Below are 14,081 nucleotides of genomic sequence, written 5' to 3' on the forward strand. Positions count from 1 at the left end.
CTTGAGTCAATTAATTGTTGGGTTTGCGTTTTTTCCTTTTCCTCTTTTTGGGCCGTAAGGGATAAGGTAGCGGGTCGTCTGGATTTTCCCCCAACAGATCGACCTTAATATCCTGTGTGGATAGCGTTCGGCCCTTTGGGGGAAAGGTGCTTTCGCCTTTACTCACTTCCCGGATAGGGGCAGTCGGAAATTTTTCTTCATCCTTTGGTGCGGTTTGTTCCGGCCAAAGTTTTGTGGCCAATGCGTTAGCGCTATAGGCCTTGCCCAATGCACTACCATTGAAAACACAGCGGTTTACATTATCAATAAAGGTTACCCCGTAAATCCGTCCTGCTTCGTTCTCCCGGAATAATGCCCGTACCCCTTTCTTTCGAAGGGTTTCTGTAAAGGCTTCTTTGGTGTTGGCATCAATCAGGGCTTTGTCTATTACTCGCTGTAAGCGGGGTTTATTGGTTTTTCGTTTTTCTTTGTTCAGGGCATATTTTTCTTCCAGCTTGGCCAAAGTGGGCTTAGAATAAATAGAGCTGGCTTTAATGGGCACTCCTTGTTTATTGCCTTTTTCATCTGAGATACTGTAAACCAATCCTCGTCTTTGATGCATCCGACTGCCTTCCTCGCCCCGGTCTGCCGTAACGTTAAACTGCCTGAGCACCGCATTGAGTTCTGCCATTGAAGTGAACTGATAAGCACGTACTACGTTTCTAACGATATTGGAAATGGCCGCCTTGGTTTCAGACTTGCCATACTCTGCTTTTTGCAAAGGGGCAAGCAAAAATTCCTTGGTCCTTTTCTGGTCTTCCGCCTTTACCAAACCGAACTGTTTTTCTATTTCTTTTCGGGCAATTTCGGATTGTATTTTACCGAGGTTATGGGTTTCCAAACGTTTGCCTCTTTGATCAATATTGGTGGTGACAATGTGTATGTGCGGATGGGCAGCATCGAAGTGCTGATAGACTAAAAAGGGTTGGTTGCCAAACCCGATCCGCTCCATATAATGTCCGGCTATAGCGGTCAATTTTTCTTCTGTAAGTACATCCTTATTGGAGAAGTTTAAGGAGATGTGCAAGGCGTTGGTTTTGGCACGCTGGTTCTTTGACGTCAGCTTTAAAAAGCGGTTGATTTTACTGGAAAAAGTCAACGGTTTTTGGTCCGTTAAAAAGCCCTTGGCCAATAAGAATTTCGCCTCTCCCTGTCCCACTTTATTCTCGTTGTAGTTCATAATTCCGCCAATGCTTTTTCCGGTGCTTATTCGAGCGACCATCGCTGGGCTAATTCAGAAAGCAGGTCAAAAAGTTTTTCGATTTTCTGTGTCGTCCCCTCGTAAAGTGGAGCAATTTTCTTGGCATAGATCAACTTCTGTGAGGGGTCAGGGTCGGCATTAAAATAGTGGGTCACCTGATTGATATTTACCCCAATGGCATTGAGTTCTTTTTTGACCAAAACCAATTCCTCATAGAGCCGATCCAAAGAGGCGTCATAGGTATTTATGGTAATCTCTTTCTTAAAAAGCAAGTGCCTTATCAGCTCGCTCATGTTGCGGTGATAAGTACTTTTTTTAAGCCAGTTTTCAAGCTTGGCCAGTTCGTTTTTATTGAACCTGACCGTCAGCCTATGGTCAGGTTTGAGGGTGTTTTCTTTTGTCATGATCAAGTACGTAAAATTCGAGTTCCGAAGAATTTTCGCACCCCTGCAACTCCGGCAGCAGGGGCAAGATCGGATTGGCGTCAGACAATCCTACATCTTGCTGATTGCGCAAACGCGGCAATCTTTCTTTCTTGTTGCTAAAGGGTATGAAGTAATTTTCTAAAGGGGAAAGGTTGATCTCTTGTTAGTTTTCAAGGTTCCACATCCATTCATTGGCAGCAGCCCTCCAGTCTATAATGGGCAAACCTGACTCTGTTCTCCAGTCCAAATCCTGATGGTAATAAAAGAACACTTCGGCCTCTTCTTGTGGTATGTTTTTTTGTGAGAAATAGATTTTCACATGATCGAGTTTAGGGGGCATACCCTTCCTGAATTCGGGGTTGTTCGCATCTGTGTCCATGATCCTTTTTTTGTTTTGTACGGATCAAAAGTGCTGGACTTCCCCAGTTATTTTTCACCCTATTGCCCCCACTTGGGTGAAATAAATTTCCATTTTTTTTGTGCGTTAGGGAAAAGCATGAGTGAGGTAAACCGGGGTTGGTTTGGTTGGCCGGGACACCTCCATTCATGCTGCGCTTGGGCCAGAAGCGGGTGAGTAAAAAGAACGTTATAAGGCCGGCCAAAAAAAATAATTCCCAGGCTTATATAAGCCGTGAAACGAACCGGCTAAAGCCCGGGTTTGGGTGTTTACATTTTGTATGAATTTCCCTATATTCGTCTCCCGAATTTATACCACCGAATTTAAGATTTAAGTCCCGTAGCCGGTTGTTAGCTTGTGAGAAAAATTGTTTTTAGCTGGCTGTGGGCACCAATCAAAAAGGCCGCTTTTACAAGTGGCCTTTTTTGGTTAATTGCTTTTGCTCTTAAATGCTTGAGTTATTACCAGAAAGTAAGTTTTTGTCTATCCAGAATTTCATTTCTTTTGTCCGGGACAGATTACACCACAACTTATACACGGTCAATGGACAGAAGGAGAAAACGGCAACTTTCCAACAGCAGTTGGGGCATCCTTTAAAATGCCTGTTTTTTGGGGTCAACCATGTATTGACAAAAAGTAACATGGCGTCTATTTAAATGGCGTGTAGGGAAAAAGCATGGGTTGGTGACTCGGGGTTTGGCCTAGGCAGACCGGGACCGCCAACTTATGCTGCGCTAGGCCAGAAGCGGGTGAGCGGAACGGACGTTGTAAGACTCACTGAAACAAATAATTCCCAGGCTTACATAAGCCGTGAAACGAACCGGCTGAAGCCCGGGCAGAAAGGATATTTTAGCGTTTTGGGCCATACCTGTCCCTCGGTGTATTAAGCTCGAATTGAGCAGGTGAATTTTGGTAGTGTCCCGTTGTTTGATCAGGAATTTGAACCGACCAAAAAAAGGAGCTTATCCCCCTTTAATTTTGAAACCACAGCTTCTTAGGTTTTCTCTACTGCAATTTTCGGAAGCTGCCCAGTCGAAGTCCTCTGTATGGTTAAGGGCATAGTTAAAAACGATCTCCCACCGTTCTTTCCCGGCTTTATCAAAACAGGATATTTTTACGACAAACGTACCCAGCTTATTCCAGAAAAACTGTTCCAATAGCTCCGGGGTTATCAGGCGGTTCATATGTACAAGTTGCCTTGAACTCTCTGGGTCTAGATTCATTAAACGGGCGTCTTCCTTGAGCTTTTTTCTTGTTATGAAAGCTCCATACAACCCCTTGTTAAAAGTTTTCGAAGGATATCCCAACGCCTGTAGTTCTTGGTTGACCCTTTCGATGTTCCATTCTTTTTGGTTTTTGATAACCAACTTTGCGTACGTTTCCATAGTCTTTAATTTTAATTGTTGAACATTTAATTATGGAAGCCGTCAAAGGCTTTGGTGGGGGTTAAAGGCAAGGTGGAGGCGAAAAAATCAGGAGGCTCACCCAACGGGGGAAACCTTGTTTTTTTGGTCTACCTTGAAACAAATGAAAAGCAATGGGCTTTCCTGTGCCCACGCCAAAAGCCTACCTTTCGGACAGGATTATAAGGGCTCACAGATCCCCTTCATCGGTAAAAGAATAGTACCCTTCTGAGTTCAGTATAATGTGGTCCAACAGGGCCATGTCCATCAGTTGGGCCACCTGTTTGACCTTATTGGTCAAGGATATGTCGGATGGTGAAGGACGCATGGTTCCGGAAGGGTGATTGTGGCAAAGCACCATTCCGATGGCATTGAGCTTTAGGGCCAGCACAAAAACCTCACGGATATCTACCACTGTTCCTGTCAGGCTTCCTTCACTGAGCCTGGCCACTCCCAATACGTGGTTGCTCCGGGTCAGGTAGGCCACATAAAAATATTCCTTTAGGTCCATTTTGCCCGGTGGGTAGATACTTCTGAAAATAGCGGCCACATCAGACGATTTGGAAACTCCAGGCAAGGTGTTGATCCTTGGCCTGCAATAGTGCAGCTCTACTTCATTGACTTTTGAGCTGAAGGGGGCTGCTGTGCTTTGAAAGGGGTTGCTTATTGCTTTTTTGTCCATAATTCTGCATTTGGGTTAAACTCACAGCGTAAACCATGGGCATTGGCGCTCAAGCCATGGAGGAACCCTGCTTGTCAGGGGAAAATCCAAGGTGAAGCGCGTGGCCATGAAGCTTTGTGGGGTTAACCGGTGCAGAAGAGACAAAAAGCAAAGGGTTTCTTAATTGGGCAGTATTCTTTTGAGAAATATAAGGAGAGAGGCTATCTGCTAATAAGTTGACCAGATTCCCTGCCTTTTCCAAAGGTTTGGTTTAGGCCTGTTTCTTTCCACCCTCAAGGTTTGATATGCGCTGGTGATATTAAGGTTTACTGGAACAAGGCTCTTTTAGTCTAATGGCTTCTCTTTGACCATTTCAATATCATAAGCTCGGTTCTGATACTTTAGACAAGTTTACAATCCATCAGATACTTTTATACATGAGGTTTGTTAAAACGGGATTTAAGACTGATAGGGAGACTGTTTTGTCAAAAAATAAAGTCCGGCACACGTAAAAAGTGTACCGAACCCCACACACGCTTGTTGACCAGCAGGCAGTTAACTCTTAAAAAGTGAAAATCAGATACTTTGATACATTACTGCTTATAAGGAGCTTAAAGCTTTTTTAACTAGAGAAGGCCTTAATATTCAACTCCCATCGGTTGAGATATTTGAAAAAGAGATCCGCAAAGAAAGCCTTGATCAAATCTTTTTTGACGATATATTACAGTCCTTAAAGAAGCACAAGCGTAAACTGGTTCAGGCAGCGTCAAAATCTGATCGGTCAGTGGATGAGACAGGTTTTATAGACCAAACAGAAGTGTACCAAAACCTTGACATCGAAGAGTTAGATGATGATGTTTCTGAAGAAGAACTGATGGAAGATATGTTAGACGAATTTTCGGATGATGAATATTACTAGATAGTAAATTGAAATGTTTTATCTTGTTGGGACTCTCAATAAAACCGGATTATTTACTTTGACTGTTGGACAATCAGAGTTTGAAAAAAGTACAGATGCACCGCAAGTTTATATTTGAGGTGCAATCGAAAAAATGATATATTTTCGTTTGTGTAAGTAATCTATAAAGCACTTTAGTGCAACTAGTTAACACATCTTTGAAATATATAATACCTCAGCCAGCCTTTATAAATCCATATAAATCTTCCCTAAGTTTTTTTTTGCTGATCCCATACCCAATTCTGTAGTAATATTATAGAACCCTTTGCCATGATCATTTTTGTCCCTGTCCTTGTAAATGTTTAAGGCCTTAATTATGGCCTGGGTTCTGGCTATCTATATTCAAAAGCTCATAGTCTGCTTAGATGGGGAAGCCTTTTTTGAGCCGTATGATTGAAAGATTGACAAATATAACCGAAGCTCCTCAAAAATGAATTGATCAGGCTGTAGCCATGTCTTTGCTTGATCAATTAAGCTTCGGAAGTTCTTAGTTTCAGTTTCGGAAATAGAATGAGGGTAGTGAACAACAGGATCACCCCGATACTCAGGAACGGCCATGAACTCCCAAAGGAATAAATCCACATTCCCAACAAGGGCCCCAGTACCTGACCAATGCTGTTCACAGAGGTTTGAGCCGATAAGTAGGCTCCAGTATTATGCTCATCTATAAATGAGATAGAGGCAATGAGGTTTGGGGTAATGATTGCTGCACCCGTTGCAAAAATTACGATCATGGTAAATACATAGAAATCGGTGGTCATCAGCGGAAAAACACCTAATGCGACAGCAGCTAGTAAAAACCCCGTAATAAGCTGTAGTCTCAGGGGTAGCGTATTTTCATTAAAACTGGCGAAGAAGGGTTGCAAAACAGCCATAACCAAACCACAAAGCATAAAACCCAAACCTACCTGTTTGGTATCAAAGACAAGAATATCTTTGGCATACACGGAGAAAACGGTCTCAAATAAAGTGATGGCCAATTGCAGCACCAGGGATAAAAGCAGCAGTTTTAAAAAGACAGGGTTGGCCAGCATTCCGGTCATTTTAAGTTTTACTTGTTGGTTATTTGCGTGTTGCTTCTTTGGGTTTTTGAGCCGCAGGACAACGACTACTAAAGTAATGATGCCCAACAGTGCAATGGCCAGGAACGGGACACTGAACTTATCTAAAAGCAGGTGCCCAAATGTGGTATTGAAGTGAAGGTTGGTTTGAGCGAGATATCCGCCAATCATAGGCCCGGCTATTACACCCGTACTTACAGCTACTCCCGACCATGCCAATACCTTCTTGCGCTGACTGCTATTGGTTACATCGCTGAGATACGCATTGCCCACCGGAATAATGGAAGAGGAGAATATACCTCCAAGGATGCGGGCTATATACAACATGCTTAAGGAAGTAGCCAGCCCTGTCAGGAGCTGCATGACGACAAAGCCTGCCAGCCCCATAATAATAAGTACTTTCCGACCAAAACGGTCGGAAAGCCTGCCCCAGACAACCGCAAATAACAGTTGAAAAAACGGGTAAATACTGGTAAGTATGCCGATGTGATAGTTGATATCCTCATCCGCTACTACACCGGACTTCAACGCAAGTCTTTCTGTAAAGTAGGGTAAAACGGGCAGCAGTACGCCATACCCGCTCATGACCACAAAAATACTCAACAGGACAATTATTATCCTGCCAAGCATTTTTTGATTATCCATTATTTCTTACCGATTTTCTTTTTCAACAACTGGGCATTGATGGCGACTATAATGGTACTCAAACTCATAAATACCGCACCTACCGCAGGCCCCAATACAAAACCGGAAGTGTAAAGAACACCTGCTGCTAACGGAATGGCAACCGCGTTGTATCCCGTAGCCCATATCAGGTTTTGGATCATCTTATTGTAAGTAGCTTTTCCAAACAGGATCAGATTGGCAATGTCTTGCGGGTTGCTATTGACCAAAATAATGTCGGCTGTTTCGGCTGCCACATCGGTTCCTGAGCCCACGGCAATACCTACGTTGGCCTGTGCCAGTGCAGGCGCATCGTTCACCCCATCACCGGTCATAGCGACAAATTCATTCTTAGCTTGTAGGTCTTTTACGATTTCAACCTTCTGGTGTGGCAATACCTCTGAGTAGTATCCGTCCAGGCCTAGTTCTTCACTTACTGCTTTGGCGACTGTTTCATTATCACCGGTGGCCATCATCACTTTGATGTTGTTCTTTTTGAATACTTTAATCGCCTCCGCACTTTCCGGTCTGATCTCATCTGCCAGGGCGATGTACCCGGCCAGTTTATCATCTATGAGAACAAAAACGACTGTTTCGGCAGCACTGCTATAGGCACCATCAGGTATTGAAATGTTCTCGTCCTTCAGATAGCCGGGGCTCACCACTTTGACTTTTTTTCCTTCCACATCAGCCTCAACTCCTTTACCTGTGATGGCATTGAAGTTTTCCGGCTTAGGTATTGAAATGTCTTTCTCTTTTACTTTTTTAATGATGCCAACAGCGATGGGATGTTCTGAACTTTGCTCCAAAGCACTGGAAAGCCTCAGTAGTTCGTCTGCCTCAAATTGCTGATCTACCGCTTCTACACGGGTAACGCCAAAATCGCCTTTGGTCAGGGTTCCGGTCTTATCAAAAACCAGGGCTGAAATCTTTCGGGATTCCTCAAATGCCGTTCTATTGCGTATCAATAATCCATTCTGAGCAGAAACTGCTGTGGATATGGCTACTACTAATGGTATGGCCAAACCTAATGCATGAGGGCAGGCAATAACCATCACCGTCACCATTCTTTCCAGGGCATATACGAAAGGAAAGCCTAAAAACAACCAGGTAGCCAGCGTACCAAAACCAATGGCCAATGCAATATAGGTAAGCCACTTGGCGGCACGGTCTGACAAATTCTGCATTTTTGATTTGGACTTTTGCGCTTCCTGCACCAAAGTGATCACTTTATTGAGATAGCTGTCTTTGCCGGTATGTTCTACTTTTACTTTTAATGAGCCGTTGCCATTGAGTGAACCTCCGATTACTTTATTCTCCAGGCCTTTTTTGACCGGTTTGGATTCCCCGGTCAGCATGGATTCGTTCAGATAACTTTCTCCTTCTACGATAACACCATCAGCCGGAACTTTTTCACCGGGTTTGATCAGGATAATATCATCTTTTTGCAGGTCTTCCAGTTTTACATCTTCCACTATATCGCCCCTCATCCTGTGAGCCTCAGAAGGCATCATACTTACCAGTAACTCTAAGGCTTTGGAGGCTCCCAGTACAGACTTCATTTCAATCCAATGGCCCAGGAGCATAATAGCTATCAGGGTAGCTAACTCCCAGAAAAAATCTTCCCCTTCAAGGCCAAAAACGGTGGCGGAACTATAAAAATAGGCGACACTAATGGCCATGGAAATCAAGGTCATCATACCGGGGGCTCCCTAACTCAACTCATTTTTCAGTCCTTTAAGGAAAGGCCAACCTCCATAAAAATACACGATGGTAGAAAGCCCAAACAGGATGTAGGAGTTACCGGGTAACAACCATTCGTAACCCAAAAAATTCTGGATCATGGGAGAAAAGGCCAGAATGGGAATGGTTAGGATAAGGGTAAGCCAAAAGCGTTTTTTAAAATCTTCGATCATCATTTTATGATGATCATGTCCCATTTCACCATGCCCGGGGTTGTGACCCGAATGACTACCATGGCCGTGATCTTCATGCTTTTTACTTTCTTCGTGCTTATGGTGTGTGTGATTATGCTCTTTGTGATTTTCCATAATGACTATTTTTTATTTGTTCGGGTATTTCAGATTTAGTTTTTCAAGCTGTTCGGCTAAAATTTTAGCTGCTGTATAATTACGAAACCATCGCTTATCTGCAGGAATAATGTGCCAGGGCAAGTGATCACAGGCATTCAATATGGTATGATACGTTTTCCTGTAGTCATCCCATTTTTTTGGGATAAGTTCATCTTCTTTGGCATATTTCCATCGTTTGTGCGGTTTTGTTTTACGCTCCTCAATACGCTTTACCTGCTCATTAGCCGATAGGTGCAGATAAAACTTTAAAATCAATGTATCATTGGCCAACAGATGATGTTCCAGTTCATTGATGAGGTTGATGCGGTGCAGCAAGACATCTTCTGAAAGGCTCTTGTTTGTAGCCGGAACCAGAATGTCTTCATAGTATGACCGGTTAAATACCCTGATCATCCCTTTCTCGGGAAAATGTGGATAAACACGCCATAAAAAGTCATGTTTGAGCTCATCAATTGTGGGCTTCTTAAACGATGTTACCTGCACGCCCTGCGGGTTCATGCCGCTAAAAGCGTGACGGATCGTACCATCCTTTCCGGAGGTATCAAGCCCCTGCAAGACAATGAGCATGCTGTATCTTCCATCGGCATAGAACTTATTCTGCAACTGAAAAAGCTCCTTTCGGAGTTTTTTCAAGGCTTTCTTTGTTTCCGCCTTATCGGCATCTTTCGGTGGCAGTGTTGATATGTGTTCTAACTCAACCATCTGCTTTTATTCAATTTCTTTTGCGTTCTGTTCATATTTCATGGTAAACCAGGCCCCATCATCCTCTGTAAACTGCTGACGTTGCAATACGAAATCGTTAGTCAGGTATTCTTCCACGACATAGTTTATCGTTTTAATACGGATTCCCATCATGTATGCTTCAATAACAGCCTCACTACTGATTTTTACTGATTGGTTCACTACCTCCTTTTTCCTGTTTTTTATGGTGACCAGGCTTTTGGATCCGAAAAAACTTAATACCCCCGATTCAACACTCATCTTCAAATGAATATCTTTTAATTCTTCTCCTTTACCCAGTTCATACAGTTGCTGAAAGTCTTCTGAAGTGACATCCACTTTTATCTTCTCGTCATCCGGATCAGTAAAAGGGAATACATTCAATAGCACATCAAACTCATTGGGATTGCACTTATATGTGGTCCAGTACTTTTCCGTAAGCCGGCCGCTTTCGTCATAGAGCTCGGTTATTACCTTTATCCGATAAGTTTTACCCTGCTGCTCTAACTCACCCGTTAAAAATATCTGCTTGCCCTGCAGGTCTCCATTTTGATCATAGTTTTCACGTACTATTCTTTTTTGCGCTATTTGCTGAATGAACATTTCTTTCTCCTGACCATACAAAATTGCAGGGGCAAGTTGCAGACACGCTATTAAGGTGAGTAGCGCACTACGCATGATGCTTCATCAGTTGGTTAATCTCTTTTGCCAGAATATCTGAAAGGTCAATCTGATTACTTTCATGAGGGATGGTGTTGCACGTGACGACCTGTTGTACCCCTGCATTTTTTAGATCCGCATAGGCTGAGCCAGCAAATACGGCATGTACCCCAACACAAACCGGTGGGTGCATTCCGGCTTTTTTTAAATGGCCGACTGTCTCTATCATCGTTCTGGCGGTGGAAATTATATCATCCACCAGTACCGGGGTGTGGTCTTTGTATTTTGCTACATCGGGGACGGACACTTCCACATCCCTGTCACCGTGCCTCACCTTCTCTAACACCGTAAAAGGTGCTCCGGCTTCTTCTGCTACCTGAGAAACCCATTGCTCACTTTCACTATCCGGGCCGATGAATACCGGCTTTTCAATATTATCGCTCACCCATTTTGAAATGTGTGATGCCGCATGGATCAGTTTATTAGGTACGGTGTAAATCTCACTTAACGAACTTCTACGGTGAAGGTGTGGGTCAACGGTGGTCAACGTTTCTGCAAAGCCTGATATTAATTCAGCAAAATACGTAGAGGTAATACCTTCTCCCGGATTAAACTGCTTATCCTGACGCATGTAGGCCAGATAAGGCGCTACCAGGCACGTACAGGCAGCACCAAGTTCTTTGGCCGTCTTACTTAAAAAGTACAGGGGCAGCAATTTGGCATCCGGCTCGTGTAATGTGCATACCATTACCACGCATTTATCTTTAACCTCAGAGTGAATCTGCACATAGCTTTCCCCATCGGGAAACTGCCGGATGGTTGCCTCTCCCTTTTCAGCCTTAAGGTGTCCTGCTATTTTTTTTGTAAGTTCTTCGTTGCCCGGTAAGGCAAAAACTATCATTTCCATATTTTAAGTCGCTTTGATTTTAATAATTTGTTTTTGTGCATCCATGTAAGAAAGGGCGTATTCAAGCTCTCCTTGTGACTCAGCATGGATTTCAAACAGAGTATCGTTCTCTTCCACATGAGTACCCAATGGTGTAAGCAGCAAAATGCCTGCTGTCATAGCACCAGGAGCACCGGCCAGCTTAGCCACTTTGGCCAGTCTGCGATTATCAATTTCTGAAACTACTCCACTCGCTGCGGATCTAATCCTATGCTTATGGGGCGCTACCTCAGGTTCCCTGAAAAAACCTTGTGCCTCGCAGATAGCAGTGAATTTTTTGTAGGCGGCTCCACTTTTCAAAACTCTCAAAGCTTCAAGAGTGCCTGACCCTTCGGCTGCTTTTCCTCCCACTTCCAATAATCTGCCTGCCAATATTACTGCTCTTTCTCGCAGGTCATCAGGTGCATTGTTTTCATTTCTCAAGACGGATAAAACATCCTTAGCTTCCAAGGCAGGCCCTATACCCCTCCCCACAGGTTGTGACCCATCGGTGAGCACGATATCAATATTCAGCCCGATGGCTTTGCCTACCGCAACCATCTTTTCTGACAGATGCTCAGCAGCCTCCTGCGACCGTACCTTAGCCGTAGCTCCAACAGGAATATCAATCACCACATCGGTAGAACCTGCTGCCGCCTTTTTAGAAAGCACGGAAGCGATCATCTGCCCTTCGCTATCAATATCCAAAGCTTTTTCTATACGGATGAGTATATCATCTGCCGGACTTAGCTGTACTGATCCGCCCCAGGCAAGGCAACCGCCTTCCTGTTCCACGACATTTTTCATTTGCCCGGTGGTGAGATTTACGTTGGTGACTACCTCCATGGTGTCAGCAGTACCGGCAGGAGAAGTAATGGCACGGGAAGAAGTTTTAGGGATGGTCAACCCAGCTGCGGCAACAATAGACACTACCAATGGAGTAGTTCTGTTACCAGGCAAGCCACCTATGCAGTGTTTATCATAAACTTTATCCTTGCCCCAGTCCAATTTGAAACCCACATTGATCATAGAACGGGTCAGGGCAATCACTTCGTCCTGATTTAATGAGTTCCCTGTGCTGGAAGCCAGAAAAGCCGACAATTGAATATTAGATAAGTTACGATTGACGATATCGCCAATGATCCTGTCAAACTCGGCCTGGTTCAGTCGGTGTCCATAAATTTTCTTACGGACATCACTCATGGAATCAAGCGCATCTAAATGGCTCAGCCTAAGTAAGTCACCTTCTTTAGTTTCCAGGGCTTCAATAGCGGCATCAGAAAGGCCCAATTGGTCATGACTTAATTGTGACTTATCATCCCAAACGATAAGAGACGCTACAATGGTTTTTTCTCCTTTTGAAACTTTTATACGATTTAAAGCCTCAAACCCTTCCGATATACACACGGGACAGTCTTTGCGCATAAATACCATATATTCATTGCGGGCATCAATGCCCAATATCACTAATTTTAATACGTCATGCCGGGTATCTTCTTCCATCACCATTCTACCGTTTGATTTAGTTGAGGGATTTGCGCTTGCCATCCCTTCTTTTCTTCGAGGGCTTTTGATAATGCTCCTGCCTGCTCGGTTTCTCCGTGAATAATGAAGACTTTTTCGGGTTGCTCTTTGATTTCAGAGAGCCAGTCAATCAAATCGTTTTGATCTCCGTGGGCACTTAGTCCTTCAATGTGTTCCATCTGCATGTTGAATGGCAGCCATTTGCCATACACTTTAATTTTTTTTGCACCTTCAAGTAGCTTTCTTCCTCTTGTTCCTTCTGCCTGATAGCCTACAAAAAGTAGGGTGTCGTTACTATTGCCTGATCTTGTTTCCATGTAGTTGAGTATTCGTCCGCCCGTCATCATACCACTACCGGCTATTACAATTTTGGGTGTGCTATCATCCCGCAGGAACAGGGTCTCGCGGTAACTGCGTACAATCTCAAAATAGGAACACATCTCATCACATTCTTCGGGTTTGAGCTTGTGCCAATCCCGTGAGGCATGAAAGAGGTTTAGCACATTAGCTCCCATGGGACTATCCATAATCATGGGTATATTGGGGATTCTTTTTTCTTTCAAAAGCCTCCAAAGCATCAGCATCATGAGCTGAGTACGCTCTACGGCAAAACTGGGAATGAACAGGCTTCCTCCACGCTCTACCGTTTCGTTGACTATACGTTCCAGTTCTGGGATAATACTTTCTTCTTCAGGATGAACCCTTCCTCCATAGGTGGATTCAATAAGCAGGACATCCGCTTTTTCAGGCTTTTTTGGCGTATACAAAAGCAAATCTTTTTTTCTGCCAATATCACCTGAAAACACCAGGCGGCTATCGTTGGTCTCTACTTCAATAAAAGTTGATCCGATGATATGGCCATTGTATTGCCACCTTACCTTAAAGTCGTTTTCAATGACGTGCCATTTGCCTTCTGCAACCGGATGGAAAAGCGGAAGGGTATTTTTAACGTCTTTTAAATCATAGAAAGCTTCTGCCGGACTGTGTTTGCTGTAACCTTCTTTATTTGCCCGTTTTGCCTCCTCTTCCTGAATTTTAGCACTGTCCTTCAGTATGATTTCAGCGATCTTAAGTGTAGGTGTACTCCCATATATTTTTCCTTTAAAACCAAGCTTTACCAAACGGGCCAGGTAGCCGGTATGATCCAGATGCCCATGGGTAAGCACCACCGCATCAATAGATGCCGGGTCGTACTCCGGTTGTACCCAATTGCGCAAACGCAGTTCTTTTAATCCCTGAAATACACCACAATCCACCATTAGTTTTTTGCCGGCTGTTTCCAGTAAATATTTGGAGCCGGTAACGGTACCCGCTGCTCCCAGAAATTTCAATGTCATTTTATCTTTCATAT

12 protein-coding genes and 1 pseudogene are annotated in these 14,081 nt (G+C 43.8%); 1 reads left to right on the plus strand and 12 read right to left on the minus strand.

Annotated features, from left to right (window positions below; genetic code table 11):
• Positions 1-10: 10 nt before the first annotated feature.
• The 5 genes from ACXACJ_RS15260 to ACXACJ_RS15280 all read right to left on the minus strand — a co-directional run bounded on the left by ACXACJ_RS15260 (position 11) and on the right by ACXACJ_RS15280 (position 4,042).
• On the minus strand, positions 11-1,219 hold the full coding sequence (locus ACXACJ_RS15260) for a relaxase/mobilization nuclease domain-containing protein (protein WP_475135309.1): 1,209 nt from the start codon (positions 1,217-1,219) through the stop codon (positions 11-13).
• 26 nt (positions 1,220-1,245) lie between these two features.
• Positions 1,246-1,644, minus strand: coding sequence for a plasmid mobilization protein (locus ACXACJ_RS15265; protein WP_062303432.1), 399 nt, complete (start codon positions 1,642-1,644; stop codon positions 1,246-1,248).
• 184 nt (positions 1,645-1,828) lie between these two features.
• Entirely contained in the window at positions 1,829-2,044 is a 216-nt protein-coding gene (locus ACXACJ_RS15270; RefSeq protein WP_062303430.1) for a hypothetical protein, read from the minus strand.
• 980 nt (positions 2,045-3,024) lie between these two features.
• Positions 3,025-3,447, minus strand: a complete 423-nt coding sequence (locus tag ACXACJ_RS15275; protein WP_062303426.1) for a hypothetical protein — start codon at positions 3,445-3,447, stop codon at positions 3,025-3,027.
• A gap of 208 nt (positions 3,448-3,655) precedes the next feature.
• Complete coding sequence (locus ACXACJ_RS15280; protein ID WP_176700075.1) at positions 3,656-4,042, minus strand: JAB domain-containing protein; 387 nt, start codon at positions 4,040-4,042, stop codon at positions 3,656-3,658.
• Between the two features lie 868 nt (positions 4,043-4,910).
• Here ACXACJ_RS15280 and ACXACJ_RS15285 point away from each other — a divergent pair.
• Entirely contained in the window at positions 4,911-5,045 is a 135-nt protein-coding gene (locus tag ACXACJ_RS15285) for a hypothetical protein (protein ID WP_260311514.1), read from the plus strand.
• A gap of 509 nt (positions 5,046-5,554) precedes the next feature.
• On the opposite strand, the gene ACXACJ_RS15290 is transcribed toward ACXACJ_RS15285, so the two are convergent.
• The 7 genes and pseudogenes from ACXACJ_RS15290 to ACXACJ_RS15320 form a co-directional block, all read right to left on the minus strand.
• Complete coding sequence (locus ACXACJ_RS15290) at positions 5,555-6,790, minus strand: MFS transporter (protein WP_062303422.1); 1,236 nt, start codon at positions 6,788-6,790, stop codon at positions 5,555-5,557.
• Positions 6,790-8,859: pseudogene (locus ACXACJ_RS15295) on the minus strand (copper-translocating P-type ATPase). Before ACXACJ_RS15295 ends, ACXACJ_RS15290 begins: the two are co-directional and overlap by 1 nt.
• Before the next feature lie 12 nt (positions 8,860-8,871).
• Positions 8,872-9,603: a PPK2 family polyphosphate kinase gene (locus ACXACJ_RS15300; RefSeq protein WP_062303419.1), complete on the minus strand. Its 732-nt coding sequence runs from the start codon at positions 9,601-9,603 to the stop codon at positions 8,872-8,874.
• A gap of 6 nt (positions 9,604-9,609) precedes the next feature.
• Positions 9,610-10,299 carry a hypothetical protein gene (locus ACXACJ_RS15305; RefSeq protein WP_062303418.1) on the minus strand — a complete coding sequence of 230 codons (690 nt, stop codon included), beginning with the start codon at positions 10,297-10,299 and terminating at the stop codon, positions 9,610-9,612.
• Complete coding sequence (locus tag ACXACJ_RS15310; protein ID WP_062303416.1) at positions 10,292-11,188, minus strand: ribose-phosphate pyrophosphokinase; 897 nt, start codon at positions 11,186-11,188, stop codon at positions 10,292-10,294. Before ACXACJ_RS15310 ends, ACXACJ_RS15305 begins: the two co-directional genes overlap by 8 nt.
• A gap of 3 nt (positions 11,189-11,191) precedes the next feature.
• Positions 11,192-12,754, minus strand: coding sequence for a thymidine phosphorylase family protein (locus ACXACJ_RS15315; RefSeq protein ID WP_475135310.1), 1,563 nt, complete (start codon positions 12,752-12,754; stop codon positions 11,192-11,194).
• Positions 12,709-14,079: an MBL fold metallo-hydrolase RNA specificity domain-containing protein gene (locus ACXACJ_RS15320; RefSeq protein WP_062303413.1), complete on the minus strand. Its 1,371-nt coding sequence runs from the start codon at positions 14,077-14,079 to the stop codon at positions 12,709-12,711. The genes ACXACJ_RS15315 and ACXACJ_RS15320 overlap by 46 nt, the downstream gene beginning before the upstream one ends.
• Between the last annotated feature and the right edge of the window lie 2 nt (positions 14,080-14,081).

Source organism: Roseivirga sp. AWQ4_251 (genome assembly GCF_056158225.1).